This window comes from Gandjariella thermophila (assembly GCF_005405885.1).
Classification (GTDB): Bacteria; Actinomycetota; Actinomycetes; order Mycobacteriales; family Pseudonocardiaceae; genus Gandjariella; species Gandjariella thermophila.
Map to the genome: position 1 here is coordinate 156,319 of NZ_BJFL01000002.1, position 26,035 is coordinate 182,353.

General features: G+C 72.8%; 23 protein-coding genes and 1 pseudogene. 14 read left to right on the forward strand and 10 right to left on the reverse strand.

The genetic code is table 11. From position 1 onward, the window contains the following. Window positions 1-91: 91 nt before the first annotated feature. The 3 genes and pseudogenes from FFT21_RS02715 to tkt form a co-directional block, all read right to left on the reverse strand. A pseudogene (locus FFT21_RS02715) lies at window positions 92-883 on the reverse strand (phosphoglucose isomerase-related protein); the annotation flags it as partial. A gap of 4 nt (window positions 884-887) precedes the next feature. After that, window positions 888-2,006, reverse strand: coding sequence for a transaldolase (tal, locus tag FFT21_RS02720; protein ID WP_137812117.1), 1,119 nt, complete (start codon window positions 2,004-2,006; stop codon window positions 888-890). Then, window positions 2,003-4,102: a transketolase gene (gene tkt, locus FFT21_RS02725; RefSeq protein WP_192909357.1), complete on the reverse strand. Its 2,100-nt coding sequence runs from the start codon at window positions 4,100-4,102 to the stop codon at window positions 2,003-2,005. Before tkt ends, tal begins: the two co-directional genes overlap by 4 nt. Window positions 4,103-4,423: 321 nt before the next feature. On the opposite strand from tkt, the gene FFT21_RS02730 reads away from it, so the two are divergent. Continuing rightward, on the forward strand, window positions 4,424-5,356 hold the full coding sequence (locus tag FFT21_RS02730) for a heme o synthase (protein WP_225978047.1): 933 nt from the start codon (window positions 4,424-4,426) through the stop codon (window positions 5,354-5,356). A 54-nt stretch (window positions 5,357-5,410) separates the two neighbouring features. Next, window positions 5,411-5,968, forward strand: a complete 558-nt coding sequence (locus FFT21_RS02735) for an FKBP-type peptidyl-prolyl cis-trans isomerase (protein WP_137812119.1) — start codon at window positions 5,411-5,413, stop codon at window positions 5,966-5,968. A gap of 62 nt (window positions 5,969-6,030) precedes the next feature. Here FFT21_RS02735 and FFT21_RS02740 read toward each other — a convergent pair whose 3' ends face one another. After that, entirely contained in the window at window positions 6,031-7,005 is a 975-nt protein-coding gene (locus FFT21_RS02740; protein ID WP_137812120.1) for a quinone oxidoreductase family protein, read from the reverse strand. A gap of 77 nt (window positions 7,006-7,082) precedes the next feature. Further along, window positions 7,083-8,711: a DUF885 domain-containing protein gene (locus tag FFT21_RS02745; protein WP_225978048.1), complete on the reverse strand. Its 1,629-nt coding sequence runs from the start codon at window positions 8,709-8,711 to the stop codon at window positions 7,083-7,085. Window positions 8,712-8,749: 38 nt separating this feature from the next. Between FFT21_RS02745 and FFT21_RS02750 the strand changes: the two genes are divergently transcribed. Continuing rightward, window positions 8,750-9,061, forward strand: a complete 312-nt coding sequence (locus FFT21_RS02750; RefSeq protein ID WP_225978049.1) for a hypothetical protein — start codon at window positions 8,750-8,752, stop codon at window positions 9,059-9,061. Beyond that, window positions 9,058-9,996, forward strand: a complete 939-nt coding sequence (locus FFT21_RS02755) for an ATP-grasp domain-containing protein (RefSeq protein WP_137812123.1) — start codon at window positions 9,058-9,060, stop codon at window positions 9,994-9,996. Before FFT21_RS02750 ends, FFT21_RS02755 begins: the two co-directional genes overlap by 4 nt. Here the strand turns inward: FFT21_RS02755 and idi are convergent. Beyond that, window positions 9,947-10,531: an isopentenyl-diphosphate Delta-isomerase gene (gene idi, locus FFT21_RS02760; RefSeq protein ID WP_137812124.1), complete on the reverse strand. Its 585-nt coding sequence runs from the start codon at window positions 10,529-10,531 to the stop codon at window positions 9,947-9,949. The two genes, FFT21_RS02755 and idi, sit on opposite strands and share 50 nt — an antisense overlap. Before the next feature lie 240 nt (window positions 10,532-10,771). On the opposite strand from idi, the gene FFT21_RS02765 reads away from it, so the two are divergent. Further along, window positions 10,772-11,236: a GbsR/MarR family transcriptional regulator gene (locus FFT21_RS02765; RefSeq protein WP_137812125.1), complete on the forward strand. Its 465-nt coding sequence runs from the start codon at window positions 10,772-10,774 to the stop codon at window positions 11,234-11,236. Between the two features lie 39 nt (window positions 11,237-11,275). Here the strand turns inward: FFT21_RS02765 and FFT21_RS02770 are convergent, their stop codons facing one another. The 4 genes from FFT21_RS02770 to mptB all read right to left on the reverse strand — a co-directional run bounded on the left by FFT21_RS02770 (window position 11,276) and on the right by mptB (window position 16,031). Then, window positions 11,276-12,265, reverse strand: coding sequence for a COX15/CtaA family protein (locus FFT21_RS02770; protein ID WP_137812126.1), 990 nt, complete (start codon window positions 12,263-12,265; stop codon window positions 11,276-11,278). 276 nt (window positions 12,266-12,541) lie between these two features. Next, complete coding sequence (locus FFT21_RS02775) at window positions 12,542-13,258, reverse strand: ABC transporter permease (RefSeq protein WP_137812326.1); 717 nt, start codon at window positions 13,256-13,258, stop codon at window positions 12,542-12,544. 77 nt (window positions 13,259-13,335) lie between these two features. Next, window positions 13,336-14,262 (reverse strand): ABC transporter ATP-binding protein, encoded by a 927-nt coding sequence (locus FFT21_RS02780; protein ID WP_137812327.1) that lies wholly within the window; start codon window positions 14,260-14,262, stop codon window positions 13,336-13,338. 83 nt (window positions 14,263-14,345) lie between these two features. Continuing rightward, the gene (mptB, locus tag FFT21_RS28725; protein WP_371856707.1) at window positions 14,346-16,031 is read right to left on the reverse strand and encodes a polyprenol phosphomannose-dependent alpha 1,6 mannosyltransferase MptB; all 1,686 of its coding nucleotides are present in this window, start codon (window positions 16,029-16,031) and stop codon (window positions 14,346-14,348) included. 133 nt (window positions 16,032-16,164) lie between these two features. Between mptB and FFT21_RS02785 the strand changes: the two genes are divergently transcribed. The 9 genes from FFT21_RS02785 (at window position 16,165) to FFT21_RS02825 (ending at window position 25,818) form a co-directional block, all read left to right on the forward strand. After that, a complete protein-coding gene (locus FFT21_RS02785) occupies window positions 16,165-17,139 on the forward strand; it encodes a helix-turn-helix transcriptional regulator (RefSeq protein ID WP_371856701.1) in 975 nt (324 codons plus the stop codon). Beyond that, complete coding sequence (gene sufB, locus FFT21_RS02790) at window positions 17,136-18,590, forward strand: Fe-S cluster assembly protein SufB (protein WP_137812127.1); 1,455 nt, start codon at window positions 17,136-17,138, stop codon at window positions 18,588-18,590. The genes FFT21_RS02785 and sufB overlap by 4 nt, the downstream gene beginning before the upstream one ends. A gap of 1 nt (window position 18,591) precedes the next feature. Next, window positions 18,592-19,776, forward strand: coding sequence for a Fe-S cluster assembly protein SufD (gene sufD, locus FFT21_RS02795; RefSeq protein WP_137812128.1), 1,185 nt, complete (start codon window positions 18,592-18,594; stop codon window positions 19,774-19,776). A gap of 67 nt (window positions 19,777-19,843) precedes the next feature. After that, entirely contained in the window at window positions 19,844-20,617 is a 774-nt protein-coding gene (sufC, locus tag FFT21_RS02800; protein WP_137812129.1) for a Fe-S cluster assembly ATPase SufC, read from the forward strand. Window positions 20,618-20,664: 47 nt separating this feature from the next. Beyond that, the gene (locus FFT21_RS02805) at window positions 20,665-21,945 is read left to right on the forward strand and encodes a cysteine desulfurase (RefSeq protein WP_137812130.1); all 1,281 of its coding nucleotides are present in this window, start codon (window positions 20,665-20,667) and stop codon (window positions 21,943-21,945) included. A 14-nt stretch (window positions 21,946-21,959) separates the two neighbouring features. Continuing rightward, a complete protein-coding gene (sufU, locus tag FFT21_RS02810; RefSeq protein ID WP_137812131.1) occupies window positions 21,960-22,469 on the forward strand; it encodes a Fe-S cluster assembly sulfur transfer protein SufU in 510 nt (169 codons plus the stop codon). 50 nt (window positions 22,470-22,519) lie between these two features. Then, on the forward strand, window positions 22,520-22,876 hold the full coding sequence (locus FFT21_RS02815; RefSeq protein WP_371856708.1) for a metal-sulfur cluster assembly factor: 357 nt from the start codon (window positions 22,520-22,522) through the stop codon (window positions 22,874-22,876). A gap of 65 nt (window positions 22,877-22,941) precedes the next feature. Beyond that, window positions 22,942-24,528, forward strand: a complete 1,587-nt coding sequence (locus tag FFT21_RS02820; protein ID WP_137812133.1) for an FAD-dependent oxidoreductase — start codon at window positions 22,942-22,944, stop codon at window positions 24,526-24,528. Between the two features lie 21 nt (window positions 24,529-24,549). Next, window positions 24,550-25,818, forward strand: coding sequence for a cytochrome P450 (locus tag FFT21_RS02825; RefSeq protein ID WP_137812134.1), 1,269 nt, complete (start codon window positions 24,550-24,552; stop codon window positions 25,816-25,818). The last annotated feature ends 217 nt before the right edge of the window (window positions 25,819-26,035 follow it).

Sequence of the window (26,035 nt, forward strand, 5' to 3'; positions counted from 1 at the left end):
CCTGCACCGCCTTCACGAGGTGAGCGAGCCCGGCCAGCCGGTCGGTGAGGTGCACCCGCAGCACCGGTCGGCCGCGGCCGGCGCCGCAACCACCGGTGTCGGCGAACACCACCTTGTCCGCGCCCTCCGCGTGTGCCGCGGCGAGCGCGGCGGCCAGCCGCAGCGCCGGGTTGCTCGGGCTGTCCTCGGCCAGGTCGCCGGCCACCGCGGCCGCCTCGTCCAGCAGGGCGGCCGCGTCCGCGCCGGCCAGCCCGGCGGGCACCAGCCCGAACGCGGCGAGCGCCGAGTACCGGCCCCCGGCGTGCGGGTCGGCCAGGAACACCCGGCGGTACCCGGCCTCGCGGGCGGTCGCCTCCAGCGGCGAGCCGGGGTCGGTGACCACCACGATCCGGCTGGCCGGGTCGACGCCGGCCGCGGCGAAGGCCCGCTCGAAGATCCGCCGGTGGCTGTCGGTCTCCACGGTCGACCCGGACTTGGACGACACCACCAGTACGGTGCGGGTCAGGTCACCGGCCAGCGCGTCGGCCACCTGACCGGGATCGGTGGTGTCCAGCACCACCAGCGGCGCACCCGCGGTGGCGCAGATCACCTCGGGGGCCAGGGCGGAACCACCCATGCCGGCCAGCACGACCCGGTCGACGCCGTCCGCGGCCAGTTCCGCGCGCAGCGCCTCGATCTCCGCGAACAGCGGCCGGGACGTCTTGTGCAGGGTGGTCCAGGACAACCGGATGCCGGCCTCGTCCCGGGCGGGCGGACCCCACAGCGTGGGGTCCGCCGCCGCCAGCCGGGTGGCCACCCGGTCGGCGACCAGGGCGTCGACCAGCGGCGCTGCCTCGGCGTCCAGCCGAGAACTGGCGATGTCGACGGTCGCCTTCAGGGCCATCCAGTCAGCCCTTCGCCTGGTCCAGTGCGGTGCGGACGGTGTCGAGCAGCTCGTCCCAGGACTTGACGAACTTGTCAACGCCCTCGTCCTCCAGCACGCGGAACACGTCCGGCACGTCCACGCCGACCCGGGTCAGCCCGTCGAAGACCTGCTGGGCCTCGCCGGCGCGGCCGATGACCGTGTCGCCCTCGATCCGGGCGTGGTCCTCCACGGCCAGGATGGTCTTCTCCGGCATGGTGTTCACCACGTCCCGGGCGACCAGCTGGTCGACGTAGCGGGTGTCGGAGTACTCCGGGTTCTTCACCCCGGTGGACGCCCACAGCGGCCGCTGCGGGTTCGCCCCGGCCTCGGCCAGCTTCCGCCACCGCTCGGAGCCGAACACCTCCTGGTAGGCGGCGTAGGCCAGGCGGGCGTTGGCGATCGCCGCCTCGCCGCGCAGCGCGAGCGCCTCATCGGTGCCGATCGCCGTCAGCCGCTTGTCCACCTCGGTGTCCACCCGGGACACGAAGAACGAGGCCACCGAGTGGATCTCGGCGAGGTTGTGGCCGTTTTCGCTGGCCTGCTCCAGGCCGGCCAGGTAGGCGTCCATCACCGCGCGGTACCGCTCCACCGAGAAGATCAGCGTGACGTTCACGCTGACACCCTCGGCGATGGCGCGGGTGATCGCCGGCAGGCCCGCCACCGTGGCCGGAATCTTGATCAGCAGGTTCGGCCGGTCCACCGTCTTCCACAGGTCCAGCGCCTCGGCCACGGTGCGCTCGGTCTCGTGCGCCAGCCGGGGATCGACCTCGATGGACACCCGGCCGTCCAGGTGGTTGGTGCGCTCGTAGATGTCCCGGAACAGGTCGCAGCCGTTGCGGATGTCGGTCGTGGTGACCTCGCGCACCGCGGCGTCCACCGACGCGCCCCGCGCGGCCAGCTCACGCAACTGGTCGGTGTAGGACTCCCCGTGCGCCAGCGCCGCGGCGAAGATCGTCGGGTTGCTGGTCACGCCGACGACGTGCTTGTCCCGGACCAGTTCGGCGAGGTTGCCGGAGTTCAGCCGCTGCCGGGAGATGTCGTCCAGCCAGATCGACACGCCGGCATCGGACAGCGCGGCGAGCGGGTTGTGCTGCGTCGTCACTTGGATCCCTCCAGACGGGACAGGCTGCGCCGGGCCGCGTCCGCAACGGCCTCGGCGGTGAAGCCGAACTCGCGGAACAGAGTCTTGTAGTCCGCGGAGGCGCCGAAGTGTTCAATCGAGACGATCTCGCCGGCGTCGCCCACGAACCGGTGCCAGGGCTGCGCGATGCCCGCCTCGACGGCCACCCGCGCCCGCACCGACGGCGGGATCACCCGCTGCCGGTAGGCCTCGTCCTGCGCGTCGAACCACTCCATGCACGGCATCGAGACCACACGCGTGGCAACGCCCTCGGCCTCGAGAACCTTCCTGGCCTCGACCGCGTACTGCACCTCGGACCCGGTGGCGACGATCACCACCTCCGGCTGCCCGTTGGTGGCGTCCTGCAGCACGTAGCCGCCGCGGGCGACGCCGTCCGCGTCGGTGCCCTCCAGCACCGGCACGCCCTGCCGGGTAAGCGCGAGACCGGCCGGACCGTCCGGGGACTGCAGGATCGCCTTCCACGCCGCGGCGGTCTCGTTCGCGTCGGCCGGGCGGACCATGGCCAGCCCGGGGATGGCGCGCAGCGTGGCGAGGTGCTCGATCGGCTGGTGGGTCGGGCCGTCCTCGCCCAGGCCGATCGAGTCGTGCGTCCACACATAGACCACGGGTACCCGCATCAGCGCGGCGAGCCGCACCGCCGGCCGCATGTAGTCGCTGAAGACGAGGAACGTGCCGCCGTAGGGGCGGGTCGGGCCGTGCAGCACGATGCCGTTGAGGATCGAGCCCATGGCGTGCTCGCGCACACCGAAGTGCAGGGTGCGGCCGTACGGGTTGGCCGCCCACATCGTGGTGGAGATGTCGGTCGGGCCGAACGAGGCCGCGCCCTTGATGGTGGTGTTGTTGCTCTCCGCCAGGTCGGCCGAGCCGCCCCACAGCTCCGGCAGCACCTCGCCGACCGCGGCGAGCACCTCACCGGACGCCTTGCGGGTGGCCACGTCCTTGGACCCGGGCTCCCAGGTCGGCAGCTTCTCCGCCCAGCCGTCCGGCAACTCGTAGCGGGACGTCCGGTCCAGCAGCGCCTTGTGCTCCGGGTTGGCCTGCGCCCACGCGTCGAAGGCCCGCTGCCACTCCTCGTGCGCCGCCCTCCCTCGCTCGGCGACCTTGCGGGTGTGCGCCAGCACCTCGGGCTCCACCTGGAAGCGCTGGTCCGGATCGAAGCCGAGGATCCGCTTCACCTCGGCGACCTCGTCCTCGCCGAGCGCGGCGCCGTGCGCCTTGCCGGTGTTCATCTTGTTCGGCGCCGGGTAGCCGATCACCGTGCGCAGCACGATCAGCGAGGGCCGCGTCGTCTCGGCCTTGGCCGCCTCGATCGCGGCGAGGAAGTCCCTGACGTTCTCCCCGCCCTCGACGTACTGCACGTGCCAGCCGTAGGCCTCGTACCGCTTGGCGGTGTCCTCGGACAGCGCGATACCGGTGTCGTCCTCGATGGAGATCTTGTTGTCGTCGTAGATCACCACCAGGTTGCCCAGCCGCTGGTGGCCGGCCAGCGACGACGCCTCCGAGGTGACCCCCTCCTCGATGTCGCCGTCCGAGGCGATCACGTAGATGAAGTGGTCGAACGGGCTCTCGCCCGGCGCGGCGTCCGGGTCGAACAGGCCGCGCTCGTAGCGGGCCGCCATCGCCATGCCCACCGCGTTGGCCAGACCCTGGCCGAGCGGACCGGTGGTGGTCTCCACGCCGGGGGTGTGGCCGTACTCGGGGTGGCCCGGCGTCTTGGAGCCCCAGGTGCGCAGCGCCTTGATGTCCTCCAGCTCCAACCCGTAGCCGGACAGGTAGAGCTGGAGGTAGAGGGTCAGGCTGGAGTGGCCCGCGGACAGCACGAACCGGTCCCGGCCGATCCAGTCCGGGTCGGCCGGGTCGTGCCGCATGACCCGCTGGTAGAGCGCGTAGGCGACGGGCGCCAGGCTCATCGCCGTGCCGGGGTGGCCGCTGCCCACCTTCTGCACGGCGTCCGCGGCGAGCACCCGGATCGTGTCGACCGCGCGCTTGTCCAGCTCGGTCCAGTCGTCGGGCACGTTGGGTTGCGTCAGTCGGGTGAGGTCGTCGGTGACGGACACGGACTCGAGCTCCACTCTGGTCGTCGGTTGTGCGTTGTGTGGCCGGACGGTCAGCGTCGGGCACGACGTTCTCAATCGATCCGGAAACAGTGTGCCCCACCGGCCCGTCCCGCGTGGTCTCCCTCGTGCGCGCGCCAGCCTAGTCGGCGCGCCGGAGAAGGTGTGGCCTCGGCTGATCGACCCCCTGCGACGGGTGGGCGGCGTCACGCGTCTAGCATCGAGAAGGCCCGGTGTCCAGGGTTCCCAGACCCGGGCGGGAACGAATCCGACTCCGGAGTTGAGGAGCGAAATGTCGCCGGTGACCGCTGCGCGGTGCGAGCCGTGAGCACCACCGTCGACCGTGCCACACCCTCGACGCGTCGCCGTCGTGACGTGCTACGGGCCTATGTCGCGCTGACCAAGCCGCGGATCATCGAGCTGCTGCTGGTGACCACGGTGCCGGCCATGCTGCTGGCCCAGCGCGGCATTCCGTCGCCGTGGCTGGTGCTGGCCACGATGGTCGGCGGAACGATGGCCGCGGGCAGCGCCAACGCGCTGAACTGCGTGGCCGACGCCGACATCGACGCGGTGATGAAGCGCACCAAGCGGCGGCCGCTGGCCCGGCACGAGGTGCCGACCCGCAACGCGCTGGTGTTCGGCCTGGCACTGGGCGCCGCGTCGTTCGGCTGGCTGTGGCTGACCACGAACCTGCTGGCCGCGCTGCTGTCCGTGGGCGCGATCCTCTTCTACGTCCTCGTCTACACGATGCTGCTCAAGCGGCGCACCGCCCAGAACATCGTGTGGGGCGGCGCCGCGGGCTGCATGCCGGTGGTGATCGGCTGGGCCGCGGTGAAGGGCACGATCGGCTGGCCGGCGCTGGTGATGTTCGGGGTGATCTTCTTCTGGACCCCGCCGCACTTCTGGGCGCTGGCCATGCGCTTCCGCGACGACTACGAGCGGGCCGGGGTGCCCATGTTGCCGGTGATCGCCACGCCGCAGCAGGTGTCCCGGCAGATCGTCGTGTACTCGTGGGTGATGGTGGCCTGGACGCTGCTGCTCGCTCCGGCGACGAGCTGGCTGTACGCGGGGCTCGCGGTGCTGGCGGGGGCGTGGTTCCTGGCCATGGCGCACCGGCTGCACGCGGCGGTGCGCCGCGGCGAGCACGGCAACCCGATGCGCCTGTTCCACCTGTCCAACTCCTACCTGACCGCGGTGTTCGTCGCGCTGGCCGTGGACTCGGTGATCGGCTGGCCGGTGATCGGCTTGCCGTTCTAGGTCGCACCGGGTGTGACGCAGGCCGATCCCGGCTCATCCGTAGGCTCAGCGACCATGCGCATACCGGTAAGAGTCGCGTTCCTGACCGCGGCCGTCGCGCTGGCCGTGTCCACCGCGGCCTGCAGCAACAGTGAGCGGGACGCCCCCGCCTCGGCATCGACCCAGTCGGCCCCGGTCGTCCCCGCCGGCGGCCGGCAGTGCACCGTGGACGACATCACGGTGTCCGGGCCGGTGGGTCAGAAGCCGACCATCAACATCCCCGCCGACTGCTCGCCACCGAGCCAGCTGGTGGAGAAGGACCTGGCCGGCGGCACCGGCCCGGCGGTGAAGCCGGGTGACCACGTCGAGGTCAACTACGACCTGGTCAGCTGGTCGGACCGGACCGAGCAGGACTCCTCGTGGCAGGGTGGTACGGCGAAACCGCTGTCCGTCGACAACATCGGCCAGGCCAAGCTGATCGCGGGCTGGAACGAGGGCCTGATCGGCGCCAAGCAGGGCGGCCGGCGGCTGCTGGTGGTGCCGCCGGGCAAGGGCTACCCGAACGGCAGCGGCCCGATCAAGCCGGGGGAGACGCTGGTCTTCGTGATCGACGTGGTGAAGACCGGCAGGTGACGTCGCCGGCCCCGGGACGCGCCAGGTGACGGCGGGTGGCGCATCCCGGGGCCGACACGCGGTCAGCGGGGCAGCAGCACGAGTTTCCCGGTGGTGCGGCGGGCCTGCAGGTCCTCGTGCGCGCGGGCGGCTTCGACGAGCGGGTAGCGGCCGCCGATCCGGATGGTCAGCTGGTTCCGGGTGATCGCGTCGAACACCTCACCCGCCCGCCAGGTCAGCTCCTCCCGGGTCGCGGTGTAGTGGCCCAGCGAGGGTCGCGTGACGAACAGCGACCCGGCCGTGTTCAGCCGCTGCAGGTCGAAGGGCGGCACCGGGCCGCTGGACGCGCCGAACAGCGCGAGCAGGCCGCGCGGTCGCAGGCTGGCCAGGCTCGCGTCGAAGGTGCTGGCCCCGACGCCGTCGTAGACCACCGCGACGCCCTCGCCGCCGGTGAGCCGGCGCACCTCGGCCGCCAGGTCCGCCACCTCGGTGTAGCGGATGATCTCGTCCGCACCAGCCTGCCTGGCCAGCTTCTCCTTCTCCTCGGTGGACACCGTGCCGATCACCCGGGCACCCTTCGCGCTGGCCATCTGGGTGAGCAGCAGGCCCATCCCGCCGGCCGCGGCGTGCACCAGCACCGCCTCGCCCTCCCGCACCGCGTGCGTGGAGTTGACCAGGTAGTGCGCGGTCATGCCCTGCAGCAGCGCGCCGCCGGCCACCTCGTCGTCCACCCCGACCGGGACCGCCACCGCCCGCTCGGCCGGCACCACGGCACGTTCCGCGTAGGAACCCAGGACGGACGCCCACGCCACCCGGTCGCCAACGGAGAACTCCCGCACCCCCTCGCCGACCTCGCGGACCGTGCCGGCGCCCTCCGAACCCAGGACGAACGGCAGCGGGATCGGGTAGACGCCGCTGCGCTGGTAGGTGTCGATGTAGTTCACGCCGGCGGCGGCCACGTCCACGAGCAGTTCCCCGGGGCCCGGCCGGGGATCATCGACCTCGCTCGCCTCCAGCACCTCCGGCCCGCCGTTGCTCCGCACCCGGATCGCGCGCATGCCTTCCTCCTCCCAAGCGGCTCAACACCCCGGCCAACATCCGGCCGCCGCGACCGTGTTCCCCAGTGACCGGAACCTCAGTCCTCCATGACCACGCGCCGGGCCAGGCCCAGGGGCAGCGCGCCGGACCCGGCCAGCGTGTCGTGGAAGGTGCGCAGATCGCCGCGGCCCGCGGCAAGGTAGTCGGCCCGGATACGTTCGATCTCCAGCGCGCCGGTGAAATACGACGGTGCCTGCGTGGGCCAGGCGCAGTAGCGGTTCACCTCGCCGGCGGCGGTGCCCGCGGTCAGCGAGGTGTGCGTGGTCATGAACTCCTCGGCCTGCTCGATGGTCATGTCTCCGCAGTGCAGCGCGGTGTCCACCACGATCCGGGCGGCCCGGAAGATACGCGCCTCCAGGTGCGCCAACTCGTGCGCGGGCTCGGCGAAGTACCCGTGCTCGCGCAGCAGCCGCTCCGCGTACAGCGCCCACCCCTCGGCGAAGTACGGGGTACGGAACACCTTGCGCACCCGGCGCGGGTTGCCGGCCAGCCAGGACAGGTGCCAGTGGTGTCCGGGGTAGGCCTCGTGCACCGCGATGGTCGGCATCTGTGCCCTGGCATTGGTGCGCAGCCGCTGCTCCACCTGCTCCGCGGTGAAGTCGTCGGGGGTGTACGGCGTGAAGAAGTGGCCGACCCGAGACGCGGTGAGCGGGGGAGGGGCGATGTAGAACGCGACGGACAGCACCGGCCGCTGGAACGTCGGGGAGGGCACCACCCGGCAGTCCTCGCCGTCGGCGAAGCTGACCAGCTGGTGCTCGGCGAGGAACGCCCTGGCGCGGGCGGTCTCCGCGGCGTACTCCTCGCGCATCGCCTCCAGCGTGGGCGGGTGGTCGTTCTGCAGCCGCGCCATCACCGCCCGCCAGTCCGGGGAACCGTCGCGCACCCGCTGCGCCAGTTCCCGCATCTGCGCGTCCAGCTCGTCGTACGCGGCCCGGCCGCGCTCGTGCAGCTCGGCGGCGTCGTAGCCGAGCAGCTCCTGCTCGGTCAGCAGCGTGGAGTACAGCTTCTCGCCCATCCGCCATTCGCCCTGGGCCCGCTCGGCGAACTCGGCCAGGAATCCGGCGAGGTTGTCGAACGCCGCGGCGGCCGGCTCCGCGGCCGCGGCGAGCCTGGCGCGCAGCCCGTCGTCGCCGACCTCGGCGGGCAGCGCGGTGGTGAGGAAGGTGCGCGCGGTCCGCACCTGGCCCAGCGCGCGGCGCACCAGCAGCGGTGAGGACAGCTCCGGGTCCAGGTTGGCCCGGCACGCGTCGAGCACGGAGGGCACCTCGGCCAGCCGCGCCTCCACCGACCGGACCAGCTCCGGCTCGGGGCGCAGCCGGTGCAGGAAAGCGGCGAACAGGCCGCTCAGCACGGGGGCGACATAGTGCGCGGGATCACGCCGCCAGACCGGCCAGCTCGCCCGGGCCTGCATGCCGCGCAACACCGCGACCAGCAGGTCGCGATCCACCCGCGCCGGCACGTCCAGCCCGGTGACATCGGCCTCCAGCAGCCGGGCCAGCCACTCGCCGGCCTCCCGCTCCTGCGCGGTCAGCGAGGTGGCGGAGAAGTCGCCGAGGGCGTGGTCGTGGTTGAGCGAGCCGAGCAGGGCGGCGTGGATCGGGTTGCGGTCCAGGTACCAGGCGAGCACCCGGTCCACGAGCGCGGGCACGGAGGTGGTGTTCTTCACGTCCACCGAACCTAGTACCTCCACGTAGGCTGCCCCTCGTGGTTGACCAGAGTTCCCCCGTGGCCGCCCCCCGCCGCGCTGTGCGGGCCGCCCACGCCTTCGTCGCCGCGCACGGCAAGCCGTCCCGGGCCGTCGTGGAGCCGCTCGGCCGGGCAGGCGCCCGGGTCGTGCTGGTCGGCGCGGACGGCGCGCTCGGCGACGTGATCGTGCCCGACATGGCCGCCGGCACCGCGGTGTGCGACGCCGTGGCCGACCTCGAGGCGGCCGAGTGGGACCGGGACACCACGGCCGCCGTCACCATCGGCGCGGCGCACCGGCGCCGGATGGCGGGTCCGCGGGCCAGGCGGTGACCGCCCGGCCGCGCGTGTGGCTGGCGGCGTGCGCGGACCTGCCCCGCGGTGACGGGGACGACAGCGCCCTGCCGGCCGCTCTCGACGCGGTGGGGGTGGACGCCCGCTGGGTGGTGTGGGACGACCCGAGCCTTGACCCCGCCGACGCCGACCTGGTGGTGCTCCGCGCCACCTGGGACTACACCGACCGCCGGGACGACTTCCTCGCGTGGTGCGAATCCGTGCCGCGGCTGGCCAACCCGGCCGGCGTGGTGCGGTGGAACACCGACAAGGCCTACCTGCTGGACCTGGCCGAGGCCGGGGTCGCCGTGGTGCCCACCGAACTGGTCCCGCCCGGCGGCGCACCCCGCTGGCCGGACGCCGAGTTCGTGGTCAAACCCACCGTCGGCGCCGGCTCGCGCGGCGCCGCCCGGTTCGCCGCCAGCGAGGTGGCCGCCGCCGAGGCGCACCTGGCCCGGCTGCACGCGGCCGGACACACCGCGCTGCTCCAGCCCTACCAGCCGGCGGTGGACGCGGAGGGGGAGACGGAACTGGTGTTCTTCGCCGGCGTCTTCTCGCACGCCCGTGTCAAGGGCCCGATGCTGACCGGCGCGGCCACGGACACCTGCGGGCTGTTCGTGACGGAACGGCTGTGGCCGGCCGAGCCGGATCCCGCGCGGCGCCGGCTCGCCGAGGACGCCCTGGACGCGGCGAGCGACCTGCTCGGCCTGGACCGCGCCGCGCTGCTCTATGCCCGGGTGGACGTGATCCGCGCCGAGCGCGGCCAGCCGGCCGTGCTGGAGTTGGAACTCGCCGAGCCGTCGCTGGGTTTCCGGCAGGCCGATCCGGGCGCCCCGCTGCGGTTCGCCTCCGCCACCCGCGCGGTGCTGCGCTCGCGCGAGCGGCTCACAGCTTCTCGGCCAGCAGCGGTACCTGCATCGCGGCCCACGGGCTGACCGCCCACGGCGCCACGGTGGCCAGGGTGACGAACCGGTCCCACTCCACCCAGTGCCACTCCATCACCTCGTCCGGGTCCGGCTGCGGCTGCTGGTCGGTGCGGGCCACGTGCACCGGGCAGAACTCGTTCTCCACGGTGCCGTCCGCGGCGACCGCGCGGTAGGCGAAGTCGGGCAGCACCACACCGAGGTCGGTCAGCTCGATGCCCAGTTCCTGGCGGACCCGCCGGTGCACCGCGTCGGTCGGGTCCTCGTCCGGTGCCGGATGACCGCAGCAGGAGTTGGTCCACACGCCCGGCCAGGTGCGCTTCGCCAGCGACCGCCTGGTTACCAGCAGCCGGCCGGCGTCGTCGAAGACGTAGCAGGAGAACGCCAGGTGCAGCGGCGTGTCCTCGTGGTGAACCCCCAGCTTGTCCGCCGTCCCGACGGGCCGGTAGTCATCGTCCAGCAGCACGACCAGCTCCGGGGCCCGCGCCGCCGTCGCGTTGACGGCCGGGGACGGGGCATGTGCGAGGCGTTCGTCGGTGTGGCTCACGGTGGGTTCACGGCTCCCGGTGGAGTAGCGGTCGACCTGGCCCGCACAGCATGGCCCATTCGGGTGCACGATGCCCGTCGGTCGGCCGGCGCGTTGTGGCGATCTTCCTCTCCTCCCCGGCGCGGCTCCGCGGCGTTCGGGCCGGTCCGGGCAGGTGATGGAGATCCTCCGCTGGACACTTCCGAGGTTGGCACTATACCTTCAGTTCTCACCGAAGTTGATCCGAGTCGGGGGTGGAGCGTGACGGTCGAGCGGGAGCCGCGGCTGGCGGTGTGGATCGAACGGCTCGCGGCGCGGTTCGCCGACGACGGCCTGCCGCTGATCGCCGGCCGCATCATGGGCTACCTGCTGGTCTGCGACCCGCCGGAGTGCACCGCGGCGGACCTGTCCCGGGCCCTGGAGGCGAGCAGCGGATCGATCAGCACGAACGTCCGGCTGCTGATGAACATGGGTCTGGTAACCAAGAAGACCCGCCGGGGCCGGCAGGCCGCGCTGTACCGGATCGACGAGAAGCACTGGGCCGACATGGTGCAGCGGCGGATGGACGCGCTGGTCGGCATCCGGGACCTGACCAGGGAGGGCATGCGGCTGCTCAGCGGCGACCCGCACCGGGCGCACCGGCTGCGCACCGTGCACGAGCTGTACGCGTGGCTGGCCGACGAACTGCCCCAGGTGTGGGAACGCCGGCCGCAGCCGCCCCGCTGACAGCCTGTTCCGGAACCGGCACCGCGAATCCGCCGGCGGTCACGCGGAGACCGGGACGTCCGCCTTACGGGACGCGGTCGCGCCGGCGGCCGGCTCCGACGGCGGCTCGGCCGGCATCGGGCCGTGGTCGCGGGAGGCGCACCACAGCGCCGCAGTGGCCACGGTGACCAGCGCCGCGCCCAGCACGTGCATGGCCACCAGCGCCTCGGGCACGCCCAGCCAGTACTGCACCATGCCCAGCGCGCCCTGCGCGGTCACCGCGACGAGCAGCAGCCCGTAGCGCCGCCACAGCAGCGCCGGTGCGCTCGCCGCGCGCAGCGCGAAACCGAGTGCCACGAGCATGCCCAGGAACAGGAACAGCAGGTCGGCGTGGCCCTGGACCAGCGAGGCCACCGGGAGGTCCAGCCGCGGCGTCCGCAGGTCGCCCGCGTGCGGGCCGGCCGCCGTCACCAGCGTGCCGGCCGCCAGTAGCGCGCCGAGCACCACCGCCAGGACGACCTGCAGCCGCAGCAGTGGCCGAGGCACGTGGGGCCGGGCCGGCTGGTCACCCTCGCCGACCGCGTGCACCAGCAGCACGGCCAGCCAGACCAGCACCATCGAGGCCAGGAAGTGCACCGACACCGTCCACCAGGCCAGGCCGGTGAGGACGGTGATGCCGCCGATCACCGCCTGGGCCACCACACCCAGCGGCATGCTCAGGGCAAGCGCCAGCAGCCGGCGACGCCGCGGCCGCACCAGCAGGGCGTTGACCACGCACAGCGCGGCCACCGCGGCGACCAGCCCGGTGAGCATGCGGTTGCCGAACTCCACCCACTGGTGCGCCTGCCCGAGCTCCGGGTGGGCGACCGGGACCAGGCTGCCCGGCGCGCACTGCGGCCAGGTCGGGCAGCCCAGGCCGGAGCCGGTGACGCGAACGACCGAGCCGGTAACCGCGATCCCGGCCTGGGCGACCACGGCGGCCACGGCACACCCGCGCTGCATCGCGAGGCTGGGCGCGGGCAGCCGGGAGATCCAGGAAAGAGCTGGCACGCACCGATGGTAGGTCGCCGCCGGAGGACGACCGCGCGCGCCCACCGCGCGCAGTGGCGCCGATCTCAGTGCTTGTTCCTGAACGCGCGCCGCGATCGCGTCGCCGGGGCGCGATCGTGACCCGGCACTCCGGTCGTGCCTGATAGGGCGCCCCGCACCCGCGATCGCGGGGCTTCGCCCTGGCGCGTTCCCATACTCGTCATCGCAGGGTCGGTCCGGTTCCGGAACAGGCTGTCAGGCTGGTGCCGCAACGCGCGCCGCGCCGCGCGTGGGCGGTCAGGTCAGCCGGGTGGTCCGCGCGGCGAGCAGGCCGCCGACCACGCCCCAGCCGAGCAGCACGGCGACCGGTTGGACGCCGGGCGCGGCGCCGTCCACCAGGGCCGCGCGCAGCGACTCGGCCAGCGCACCGGACGGCAGGAAGGTGACCACCTCGGCCAGCCCGGCCGGCAGCGATCCCGGCGGCAGGGCGATCCCGCCGGCCAGCAGCAGCACGAACCACACGACGTTGGCCACCGCGAGCACCAGTTCGGCGCGCAGCGCCCCGCCGAGCAGCACGCCCAGCGCGCCGAACGCGAACGTGCCGAGCAGCACCAGCAGCAGCGCCCAGCCGAGCCCGGCCGCCGCCGGGTGCCAGCCCAGCAGCGCGGCCACCACGCCGAGCACCACGAGCTGGACCACCACCACGGCGAGCGCGGCGACCACCCGGCCGGCCGCCAGCAGCCAGCGGGGCAGCGCGGTCGCGGCCAGCCGCTTGATCACCCCGTAGCGCCGGTCGAAGCCCAGCGCGATGGCCTGCCCGGTGAACGCCGAGGACATCACCGCCAGTGCGAGCACCCGGGGCGTGACGAAGTCCACCCGCGGCCCGGGCATCGGCACGATACGCAGCGTGGTGAGGCCGACCAGTAGGGCCAGCGGGATGAGCAGGGTGAGCAGCACCTGCTCGCCGTTGCGCAGCGCCAGCGCGGTCTCCGTGCGGGCCTGGGCGGCGAGCATGCGGCCGAGCCGCCCCCGCCCCGGCGCGGGCCGGAACGTCCCCGGCGCGAACCTGTCCTGCGTGGCGTCCGGCGCGGTCACGAGCGCAACTCCCGTCCGGTCAGGTCAAGGAACACGTCCTCCAGGCTGCGCCGGGCTACCTGCAGTTCCTGGGCGAGCACACCCTGCTGCGCGCACCAGGCGGTGACCGTGGACACCACCTGCGGGTCGATCCGCCCCTGCACCAGGTAGGCGCCGGGCGCGGCCTCGTGCACCTGGCAGTGCTCGGGCAGCGCGGCCCGCAGCAGCGTCATGTCCAGCCCTGGCGTGGCCCGGAAGCGCAACTGCTGCTCGTCGGCGTCCGCCGAGGTCAGCTCGTGCGGCGTGCCCTCGGCGACGACCCGGCCGTGGTCGATGATCACCACGTGGTCGGCGAGCGCCTCCGCCTCGTCCATCAGGTGCGTGGTGAGCAGCACTGCCACGCCGTCCCGGCGAAGCGCGCCGACCAGCTCCCACACCAGCCGGCGCGCCTGCGGATCCATTCCGGCGGTCGGCTCGTCCAGGAACAGCAGTTCCGGCCGGCCGACCAGGGCGCACGCCAGGGACAGCCGCTGCTGCTGGCCGCCGGAGAGCCGCTTGTACGGGGTGCGCCGCGCGGCCGCCAGGCCGAGCACGTCCAGCAGCCAGTCCGGGTCCAGCGGGTTCGCCGCGCACGCCGCGACCAGCCGCAGCATCTCGGCGGCCCGCACGCCGGGGTAGGCGCCGCCGCCCTGCGGCATGACACCCACCCGCGGCCGCAGCCGGGCACCATCGGTGGCCGGGTCGAGGCCGAGCACCCGGACCCGGCCGGCGTCCGGGCGCAGGAACCCCTCGCACACCTCGACCGTGGTGGTCTTGCCGGCCCCGTTCGGGCCGAGCAGCGCCAGCACCGAGCCGCGCGCCACGCGCATTCCGAGCCCGTCCACCGCCACGGTGTCGCCGTACCGCTTGACCAGCCCCGACACCTCGACGGCGGGGCTATCCAGGTTCGGGCTCACGACCGAAGAGCCTATGCCGTGTCGGCCACCACACGCGCTCCGGCCCTGGCCGGCGCCGATCACCGCGGAGATCAGGTTCGCGGCGCGGACACCCGCAGCTCGCGCAGCACGGTGCCGACCGAGGGCAGCCGGCCGCGCAGCGCGAACAGCACGGTCAGCACGACTAGCGCGGCGGCCAGGTAGGCCTGGGGCAGCACGTAGGCGCGGCCGTCGAAGGCGGTGCCGGTCGGCGGCACCAGCACGGCGACCACGGCGCTCACCCCGGCCGCCCAGGTGCGGAACCGGGACGTGCCGGCGGCGGTGGCCAGCACGATCACCGCCCACAGCAGGTACCAGGGCTGCACCACCGGGCCGAGCACGAGCATCGCGCCCAGGCCCGCGCCGAGGCCGATCATCGGCACCATCCGGCCGCGGAAGGTCTGCCACAGCAGCCGCAGCGAGATCAGCCCGCCGGCGGCGGTGCCCACCACCCGGCTCAGAGTGATCAGCCGGTCGGTGTGGTTGCCCAGGTCGAACAGCAGGGCCAGGGTGGCCCCGAGGAAGCCGACCCCGGTGGCCGGCGACAGCCAGCTGCGGATCTTGCCCGGTGTACCCAGCGTCGTGAGCCAGCCGAAGCCGAGGCGGCTGCCCACACAGATCAGCACGATCATGGCGAGGGACACCGCTCCCACCAGCAGGATGGCGCGCCCCAGGTCGGCCGCCCGGCCGCCCCAGCGGCGGGCGACGATCACGACGAGGAAGCCGAGCGCGAGCACCGCGGGGATCTTCACCATCGCGCCGGCGCTGATGCCGACCGCGCCGAGCACCACGCCGGTGATCTCCCCGGGTTGCCGTGGCGGCACCGGTTCGCCGGGCAGCACCGCCGGCAGCCGGCGCAGCGCGAGTTCCAGGCCGGTGAGCATCAGCCCGATGGCCAGCGTGTCGTTGTGCGCGCCGACCACCACGTGGAACAGCACCAGCGGGTTGGCCGCGCCCAGCCACAGCGCGCTCACCGGCTGCACGCCGAACCGCCGGGCCAGCCGGGGCAGCGCCCACACCACCATGGCCAGCCCCACCAGCTCCACCACCCGCTGCAGCAGCACGCCGCTCACCACGTGGTCGCCGGTGACCTGGGTGAGCGCCCGGCCGATGCTGAGGAACAGCGGCCCGTACGGCGCCGGGGTGTCCCGCCAGATGTTCGGCACGCCGCGGGTCAGCGGGTGGTCCACGCCCAGCGCCTGCGCCGGCCCCAGCAGGTAGGGGTCCAGCCCCTTCGCGGCGATGTCGGACTGCGCCAGGTAGCTGTAGACGTCCCGGGAGAACATCGGCGGCACGGCGAACAGCGGCACCGTCCACATCACCAGGGTGCGGTCCATCTGGCTGCGCGAGACCAGCCTCGGCCGCCCGGGGCGGACCAGCCGGCCCAGGTACAGCCAGGCCAGGATGACCAGGAACATGCCGGTGAACGCGCAGGCCATGGCCGCCGTGGGGATGCGGGCGAACAGGCCCAGCACGGGCACGCTGGGTAGCGGGTTGTACACCGGCGCGGCTCCCGCGCCCAGCGAGCCTGCGGCCATCAGTAGCGCGCCGACCGTGCCGATCCGGCGCAGCAGGTCGAGCAGCCGGTCCTCGGCGGCGTTCAGCGGGGCCGGCTCGGCGGTCGCCGAGCCGGTGCTCGGCGGCTCGTCGCGCGCCGCGGCCGGCGCGCCGCCACCGGTCACGTCCCCGGCGAGGTCGACACGGGTGCCGTCGTCCTTCCGTCGCTCGACTGGGCCCACCGCCACCGGCGCAGGGTACCGAGCGGTGACTCGCGGTGGGCACCGCCCGCCGAACGGGCGACCGAACGTGAGCCCGATCACCACAGGCGGCCCCACCTTTGCCGCATCCGGGGAAATAGGCAACACTTGTGTTGTGAAAAACGCCGGGACCGGTCCGCAGCTCGTGGACGCCTCCGCCCGCACCGGCGGGCACGAGGCGTCGACGCAGCACGCCGACGGCCGGACCCGGCACGGCGTGGCCCGGCTGCTGCTGGAGCGGGGGCCGGTGACCGCCACCGTGGTGGCCGAGGCGCTCGGCCTCAGCCCGACGGCGGTACGCCGCCACCTCGACGCGCTCGTGGTGGACGGCGAGGTGTGCACCCGGGACGCGCCGCGCCGGGGACGGCGGGGCCGGGGCCGCCCGGCCAAGCTGTTCATGCTCACCGAGGCGGGCCGGGCCCGGTTCGGCCACGCCTACGACGACCTCGCCGTGGCGGCGCTGCGGTTCCTCGCCGAGCAGGGCGGGGACGAGGCGGTGCGGGCGTTCGCTGAGCGCCGGGTCGGCCTGCTGGTGGACCGGCACCGGGCCGCGGTGATGGCCCGGCGGGGTCCGGCGGACCGCGCCCAGGCCCTCGCCGCCGCGCTGACCCGCGAGGGTTACGCTGCGTCGACCCGCCGGGTGGGGGCGGGTGAGCAGCTGTGCCAGCACCACTGCCCGGTCGCGCACGTCGCCGCGGAGTTCCCGCAGCTCTGCGAGACCGAGACGGCGGCGTTCGCGGAACTGCTCGGCACCCACGTGCAGCGCCTGGCAACGATCGCCCGCGGTGACGCGGCGTGCACCACGCACGTGCCGCTCGCGCCGCGGTCGGACGACCCCACCGGTGCCGGTGCCTCCACCGGCGCCACCCCGCCGGCGCCCGGCGGGGAGCAGAACCAGCAAGCAACCCCGGACGCCCCGGCAAGCCGGCCGGAGGGCCCGGGAGAAACCACCAACACCGCACGGATCCCAGCGCGAGGCCCGCTCGCGGGATCGAGCCAGCGACCGCGAGATCCGCTTGCCGGATCGAGCCGTCAGCACCGCGACCCGCTCGCGGGACCAAGCCATCAGCAGGGAGGGGAATCCGCATGACTGCCGCTGCGGAGCAGCGCACACCCACGACGGGGCAGGAGCCGCTGTCCCAGGAGGAGGCCCTGGCCACACTCGGTCGCTACGAGTACGGCTGGGCCGACCCGGACACCGCGGGCGCCTCGGCCCGCCGCGGCCTGGACGAGGACGTCGTCCGCGACATCTCGGCGAAGAAGGGCGAGCCCGAGTGGATGCTGGAGGCGCGGCTCAAGGCGCTCCGGCTGTTCCAGCGCAAGCCCATGCCCACCTGGGGTGCCGACCTGTCGGGGATCGACTTCGACCAGATCAAGTACTTCGTGCGCTCCACCGAGAAGCAGGCGGCGACCTGGGACGACCTGCCCGCTGACATCAGGAACACCTACGACAAGCTGGGCATCCCCGAGGCGGAGAAGCAGCGGCTGATCGCCGGCGTGGCCGCGCAGTACGAGTCCGAGGTCGTGTACCACAAGATCCGCGAGGACCTGGAGTCCCAGGGCGTGATCTTCCTGGACACCGACACCGGCCTGCGCGAGCACCCGGAACTGTTCGAGGAGTACTTCGGCTCCGTCATCCCGGCCGGCGACAACAAGTTCTCCGCGCTGAACACCGCGGTGTGGTCCGGCGGCTCGTTCATCTACGTGCCGAAGGGCGTGCACGTGGACATCCCGCTGCAGGCCTACTTCCGGATCAACACCGAGAACATGGGCCAGTTCGAGCGGACGCTGATCATCGTCGACGAGGGTGCCTACGTGCACTACGTCGAGGGCTGCACGGCGCCGATCTACAAGTCGGACTCGCTGCACTCGGCGGTGGTCGAGATCGTCGTCAAGAAGAACGCCCGCTGCCGGTATACGACCATCCAGAACTGGTCGAACAACGTCTACAACCTGGTCACCAAGCGCGCCAAGGCGGAAGAGGGCGCGACCATGGAGTGGATCGACGGCAACCTCGGCTCCAAGGTGACCATGAAGTACCCGTCGGTGTTCCTGATGGGCGAGCACGCCAAGGGCGAGGTGCTGTCCGTGGCGTTCGCCGGCGAGGGCCAGCACCAGGACGCCGGGGCGAAGATGGTGCACCTGGCGCCGCACACGTCGTCCACCATCGTGTCCAAGTCGGTGGCCCGCGGCGGCGGCCGCACCTCCTACCGCGGCCTGGTGCGGGTGAACAAGGGCTCCCACCACTCGAAGTCCACGGTGAAGTGCGACGCGCTGCTGGTGGACACGGTCAGCCGCAGCGACACCTACCCGTACGTGGACATCCGCGAGGACGACGTGGCCATGGGCCACGAGGCCACGGTCTCCAAGGTCAGCGAGGACCAGCTCTTCTACCTGATGTCCCGCGGCCTGACCGAGGACGAGGCGATGGCCATGGTGGTGCGCGGGTTCGTCGAGCCAATCGCCCGCGAGCTGCCCATGGAGTACGCGCTGGAGCTGAACCGGCTGATCGAGCTGCAGATGGAAGGGGCCGTCGGCTGAGATGACGACCACGGAGAAGCCGGCTCAGCACGGGCTCGGGGAGCACTCGCACGCAGGCGGTCGGGTGATCCCCGAGTCCTCCCGGGGCGAGCGGTTCGCGTCCTTCGAGGCCGACGCCTTCGAGGTGCCGCGCGGCCGCGAGGAGAACTGGCGGTTCACCCCGCTGCGCCGGCTGCGCGGCCTGCACGAGTCGGCGGAGGCGACCGGCGAGGTCGACGTCGAGGTGTCCGGCGCGGCCGACGTGCTGGTGGAGCAGGTCACCCGGGATGACGAACGGCTCGGCGTGGCCGGCACACCGGGCGACCGGGTGGCCGCGCGGGCCTGGCAGTCCTTCCCCAAGGCGACGCTGGTCACCGTGCCGAAGGAGACCAAGCCCGCCGAGCCGGTCACGGTGACCGTGACCGGGCCCGGCGCGGGCAAGATCGCCTACGGGCACGTGCAGTTGCGCGCGGAGCGGTTCGCCGAGGCGGTCGCGGTGCTCGACTGCCGAGGTTCCGGCACCCTCGCGGACAACGTCGAGTTCGTCGTGGCGGAGGGCGCCCAGCTCACCGTGGTGACCATCCACGACTGGGCGGACGACGCGGTGCACGTCTCCGCGCACCACGCGAAGCTGGCCAAGGACGCCGTGCTGCGGCACACCGTGATCACCCTCGGCGGCGAGCTCGTCCGGGTCAGCCCCACGGTCACCTTCACCGACCGCGGCGGGGACGCCGAGCTGCTCGGCGTGTACTTCGCCGACGCCGGCCAGCATCTGGAGCACCGGCTGTTCGTGGACCACGCGGTGCCGAACTGCCGCAGCAACGTGGCCTACAAGGGCGCGCTGCAGGGCGACGGCGCGCACACCGTGTGGATCGGCGACGTGCTGATCCGGGCCGCGGCCGAGGGCACGGACACCTTCGAGCTGAACCGCAACCTGGTGCTCTCCGACGGGGCGCGCGCCGACTCGGTGCCCAACCTGGAGATCGAGACCGGGGAGATCGCCGGCGCCGGGCACGCCAGCGCGACCGGCCGGTTCGACGACGAGCAGCTGTTCTACCTGCAGTCCCGGGGCATTCCCGAGGACCAGGCGCGGCGGCTGGTGGTCCGCGGCTTCTTCCACGAGGTGCTGCAGAAGATCACCGTCCCGGACATCCGGGAGCGGCTGGAGGCGGCGATCGAGGCCGAACTCGAGGCGGTGGGAGCATGACCGGCCTCATCGACCCCGTTCCCACCCTGACGAAGAACTAGCCACCCGCTGGAGAAACGAAGGACCGATGGCCACCCTGGAGATCAAGGACCTGCACGTCTCGGTCGCCGCCGAGGACACCACCAAGGAGATCCTCAAGGGCGTCGACCTGACCATCCGCTCAGGCGAGATCCACGCGATCATGGGTCCGAACGGATCGGGCAAGTCGACCCTGTCCTACGCCATCGCCGGGCACCCGAAGTACCAGGTGACCTCCGGCTCGGTGACCCTGGACGGCGAGGACGTGCTGGCGATGAGCGTTGACGAGCGCGCCCGCGCCGGCCTGTTCCTGGCCATGCAGTACCCGGTCGAGGTGCCGGGCGTGTCGATGTCGAACTTCCTGCGCAGCGCGGCCACTGCGGTGCGCGGTGAGCCGCCGCAGCTTCGGCACTGGGTCAAGGAAGTCAAGCAGGCCATGACCGACCTGGGCATCGACCCGGCGTTCGCCGAGCGCAACGTCAACGAGGGCTTCTCCGGCGGCGAGAAGAAGCGCCACGAGATCCTGCAGATGGCGCTGCTCAAGCCGAAGATCGCCATCCTGGACGAGACCGACTCCGGGCTGGACGTGGACGCGCTGCGGGTGGTCTCCGACGGCGTCAACCGGTACAAGGCGTCCTCCGACGTGGGGATCATGCTGATCACCCACTACACCCGGATCCTCCGCCACATCGCTGCGGACTTGGTGCACGTGTTCGCCGACGGCCGGATCGTCGAGTCCGGCGGCGCGGAGCTGGCCGAGCGGCTGGAGGAGGAGGGCTACGTGCGTTTCACGGGCCAGCAGGAAGCCGCGAGCGTCGGCTGACGTTGACCCGGACAGAGAGCTTTGCCACCGAAGGGAGGCGGCGTCACGTGACAGCAGTTGCCGCACCGCTGGACGTCGCGGCGATCCGCAAGGACTTCCCGATCCTTGGCCGGACCGTGCGCGACGGCCGGCGCCTGGTCTACCTGGACTCCGGGGCCACCTCGCAGCGGCCGCGGCAGGTGCTGGACGCCGAACGCGCGTTCCTGGAGACCGCCAACGCCGCGGTGCACCGGGGCGCCCACCAGCTCGCCGAGGAGGCCACCGACGCCTACGAGGGCGCCCGCGCCAGGATCGCCGGGTTCCTCGGGGTCGACGCGGGCGAGGTGGTGTTCACCAAGAACGCCACCGAGGGCATCAACCTCGTCGCCTACGGGATGAGCAACGCGACCGGCTCGCCGGACGCGCCCGCGGAGCGGTTCCGCGTCGGCCCCGGCGACGAGGTCGTGGTGACCGAGATGGAACACCACGCCAATCTGGTGCCCTGGCAGCAGCTCTGCCAGCGCACCGGCGCCACGCTGCGCTGGCTCGGGGTGACCGAGGACGGCCGGCTGGACCTGTCCAACCTGGACGAGGTGGTCACCGACCGCACCAAGGTGGTCGCCTTCGTGCACCAGTCCAACGTGCTGGGCACGGTGAACCCGGTGGAGCCGATCGTGCGCCGGGCGCACCAGGTGGGCGCGCTGACCGTGCTGGACGCCTGCCAGTCCGTGCCGCACTTCCCCGTCGACTTCCGCGAACTCGGCGTGGACTTCGCCGCGTTCAGCGGGCACAAGATGCTCGGCCCGTCGGGCATCGGCGTGCTCTACGGCCGCCGCGAACTGCTGGAGGCGCTGCCCCCGTTCATCACCGGCGGATCCATGATCGAGGTGGTCCGGATGGAGGGCTCCACCTTCGCCCCGCCGCCGCAGCGCTTCGAGGCCGGCGTGCCGATGACCTCGCAGGCGGTCGGGCTCGGCGCGGCCGTCGACTACCTCACCGCGGTCGGCATGGACAAGGTCGCCGCGCACGGCCACCAGCTCGCCGAGGCCACCCTCAACGGCCTGGCCGAGATCCCCGGGGTCCGGGTGATCGGGCCGACCGAGGCGGTGGACCGCAGCGGCGCCGTGTCCTTCGTGGTGGACGGGGTGCACGCGCACGACGTCGGCCAGGTCCTGGACAGCCTGGGCGTCGAGGTGCGGGTCGGGCACCACTGCGCGTGGCCGCTACACCGGCGGTTCGGCATCCCCGCCACGGTGCGCTCCACCCCCTACCTCTACAACGACCTGGACGACATCACCGCGCTGCTGGACGGAATCCGGGAATCCCAGCGGTTCTTCGGCGTTGCCTAGAGGGGGAGGTGGCCGTGCAGCTGGAGCAGATGTACCAGGAGATCATCCTGGACCACTACAAGAACCCGCGTCGGCGCGGCCTGCGTGACCCGTACGACGCCGAGTCCTACCAGGTCAACCCGACCTGCGGGGACGAGGTCACGCTGCGGGTGCACCTGGACGGCGGCGGCCGGGACGCCAAGGTGTCCGACGTCTCCTACGAGGGCCAGGGCTGCTCGATCAGCCAGGCCGCCACGTCGGTGCTCACCGACCTCGTCGTCGGCCGCACGGTGGGCGAGGCGTTTGCGACCATGGACGCCTTCGTGGAACTTCTGCATGGCCGTGGCCAGGTCGAGCCGGACGAGGACGTGCTGGAGGACGGCATCGCCTTCGCGGGCGTGGCAAAGTACCCGATGCGGGTGAAGTGCGCGCTGCTGGGCTGGATGGCGTTCAAGGACGCGGTGGCGCGCGTGACCGACACGGCCGGCGGCGCCGAGGGCGACGGGGCCGCCGCAGCGCACAGCGACGAGGTGGGAACGCGATGACGGAGTTCTCCGCGGCCGAGACCGAGCAGGTGCGGCGCGGCGCCGAGGGCATGCCCGAGCCGCCGCCCACGCCGAACGCCGACGTGGCCTCCATCGAGGACATCGAGGAGGCGATGCGTGACGTGGTCGACCCCGAACTGGGCATCAACGTGGTCGACCTCGGGCTGGTCTACGACATCCGGGTGGGCGAGGACAACGTGGCCACCCTGGACATGACGCTGACCTCCGCGGCCTGCCCGCTCACCGACGTGATCGAGGACCAGACCCGGTCCGTGCTGACCAGCGGCCCGAGCGGGGCGCTGGTCAAGGACTTCCGGATCAACTGGGTGTGGATGCCGCCGTGGGGTCCGGAACGGATCACCGAGGAGGGCCGCGAACAACTCCGTGCCCTCGGCTTCACGGTCTGATCCGGCGACGACTTCACCCCCGCCGGGTGAGGTAACCGCATGACCCGCCGCCCTAGCGTCGGGGCATGCGGCTGGTCGTCGACCTCAACCGGTGCCAGGGGTACGGGCAGTGCGCCTTCGCCGCGCCGGGCGTCTTCCGGATGCGCGGCAACGAGGGGTTGACCTACGACCCCAACCCCGGCGACGACCAGCGACGAAAGGTGCTCCGGGCGGCGGCGGCCTGCCCGGTGCGGGCGATCGTACTGGAACATCGGGCGCGCGGGCCCGTCGTGGCCACGCCGCCGGCCGCCGCAGCGCCCGACGGGGTTGAGCGGATCGTCATCGTCGGCGCGTCACTGGCCGGCCTGCGCGCCGCGTACGCCCTCCGCCGGGAGGGCTTCGCCGGGTCGCTGACGATGATCGGCGACGAGCCCTACGAACCGTACGACCGGGTACCGCTGTCCAAGCAGGCGCTGGAGGGATGGGTACCGGCGCAGCGGACGGCGCTGCCGCGTGGCCGCGCGCTCGACGCGGACTGGCGGCTGGGCCAGCCGGCGGTCGGGCTCGACCGGCGCGACAAGCGGGTGCTGCTCGCCGACGGCGAGCGGGTCCCCTTCGACCGGCTGCTGATCGCCACCGGCGTGCGCGCCCAGCCCTGGCCGAACCGGGACGAGGCGGCACTGGACGGGGTGTACACCGTGCGCGACCGGGACGACGCCGTCGGCCTGCGGGAGCGGCTGGCCGCCACCCCGGGACACGTGCTGGTGATCGGGGCCGGGTTCATCGGCTCCGAGGTCGCCTCCGTCTGCCGTGAGCTGGGCCTCCCCGTCACGGTGGTGGACCGGGGGCCAGCGCCCCTGGCCGGCGCGCTGGGCGCCGCCATCGGCCGGATCGCGGCCGAGATGCACCGGGACGCCGGCGTTGACCTCCGCTGCGAGACGTCGGTGCACGCGCTGGAAGGCGACGCGCACGGTCACCTCCGCCGGGCGCGGCTGTCGGACGGCAGCACGCTCGACGTCGACGTGGCCGTCGCCGCCCTGGGGTCCAGGCGCAACGTCGAGTGGCTGGAGGGGTCCGGCCTGGCCGCCGGGCGGTGGGGCGTGGCCTGCGACTCCGGCTGCCGCGCGTTCGACGTCAACGGCCTGGTCACCGACGACATCTTCGTCGCAGGTGACGTGGCGCGGTTCCCGCACCCGGTCTACGACTACCAACTGATGGCCCTGGAGCACTGGGGCAACGCGGTGGACCAGGCCGGGATCGCGGCGCACAACATGATCAGCCTCGCGCCGGACCGCTGGCCGCACCTCACCCTGCCGGTGTTCTGGTCCACCCAGTTCGGCACCGAGATCAAGTCGATCGGGGTGCCCACGTTCGCCGACGAGATCGTGGTCACGCAGGGCTCGACGGCGGACCGCCGGTTCGTGGCCGCGTACGGCCGCCACGGGCGGATCACCGCCGCGGTCACCTTCGACCACGGCATGTGGCTGGAGTTCTACGGCCGGCTGATCGAGCGGGCCGCGCCGTTCCCGCCGCGGCTGCGCACCGTCGACGAACCGCCGACCCGGCAGCCGGTACCCGCCGAGATACGGGAGGCGCCGCCCATCCACGCCACGGTCGCGCTCACCGGCCACGAGCCCAGCGAGCGCCGCGCCGTGCTGCTGCATGGCGGCTGACCAACGGGAAGGGAGCCGTCAATGGCAGCGGCCAGCGTTTTCGAGCGCGTCCTGGACTACGCCAACCGGGCCGATCCTTATCCGCTTTACCGGGAGTTGCGTGAGAAGCCGGTATGGCGGGAGGCCGACGGCAGCTACGTGGTCAGCCGGTACCGGGACATCGTCGCCCTGCTGCACGACCCGCGGCTCAGTTCGCGGAACGTGGGCCTGGGCGGCTTCATCCACCAGGACCCGCCGGAGCACGACCGCATTCGGCGAATACTCGATCGGCACTACGGCCCGCCGGAGACGCCCGACCGGATCGACCGCATGGAACCGGATCTGCTGGAGATCGTCACCGGATTGATCGACGGTTTCACCGGCAGGACCGAGATCGATCTCGTGGACGACTTCTCCTACCCGCTGCCGGTGACCGCGATCTGCCGGCTGCTCGGCGTACCGCTGGAGGACGAGCCCCGGTTCCACGCCTGGGCCGACGCCGTGATCGACGGCCTCGGCCCCCCAGCTCACACACCGGAACAGGCACGGCGCAAGGCCACGGACGCACTGGCCGAGATGGGCGAGTACTTCGCCATCCTGATCGACGCCCACCGCGCGGTCGTCGGCGAGGATCTGCTCTCGGCGATCGTCGCCGACGCCTCGACCCGGGAAGGCATGTCACGCGCCGAGTTGACGGCCAACGCCGCCCTGCTGCTGATCGCCGGGCACGAGACCACCGTCAACCTCATCACCAACGGGATGCTCACCCTGCTGCGGCACCCGGACATGCTCGACCGGGTCCGCCGGGAACCCGAATTCGTCATCCGCACGGTCGAGGAACTTCTCCGCTACGAACCACCGGTCCACTTCCTGCTTCGGGTTGCCCTGGACGACGTCGACATCGCCGGCACGACGATCCCCGCCGACGCCACGATCCACCTGGCCGTCGCCTCCGGCAGCCGCGATCCCCACCACGTGCCCGATCCGGACCGGTTCGATCCCGACCGGCACGATCTCGAACGCATCGACGTCGACGCGCGGGAAAGCCAGCACCTCGGCTTCGGCGGCGGTGTCCACCACTGCTTCGGCGCACCGCTCGCGCGGCTGGAGACGCAGCTCGCGCTCACCGAGCTGGCACTCCGGCTGGAGAACCCCCGCCTGCTCGCCGACCCGCCGCCGTACCGGCCCAACCCCGTGCTCCGCGGCCCACGGCATCTGCGCATCGGGTTCGACCGTGTCCGCCCGGCCGAGGAGATCGGCATTCCACGCAGCCGCGAGGCCGCCGACGAGGCCGCCCGGCAACTCGGATAGCCCCGGGCTCATGTCGCTGGGCTTGATCAGCGTCGAAGGTAGCCGCGGGGCGTGGTCGGCGGAGAGGGTGGCCGCGCTACGCCTCGGGTAGGCATGGCAGGCGTGGCGGGGTGACGGCGGGGAACCGTAACGAATGCGTCGTCGCGGGCGAATCCCAGGCAAGAACGTGGCGACGATCACAGCCGGTCGTCGTCGTTGATCATCCCGCGGGTGAACG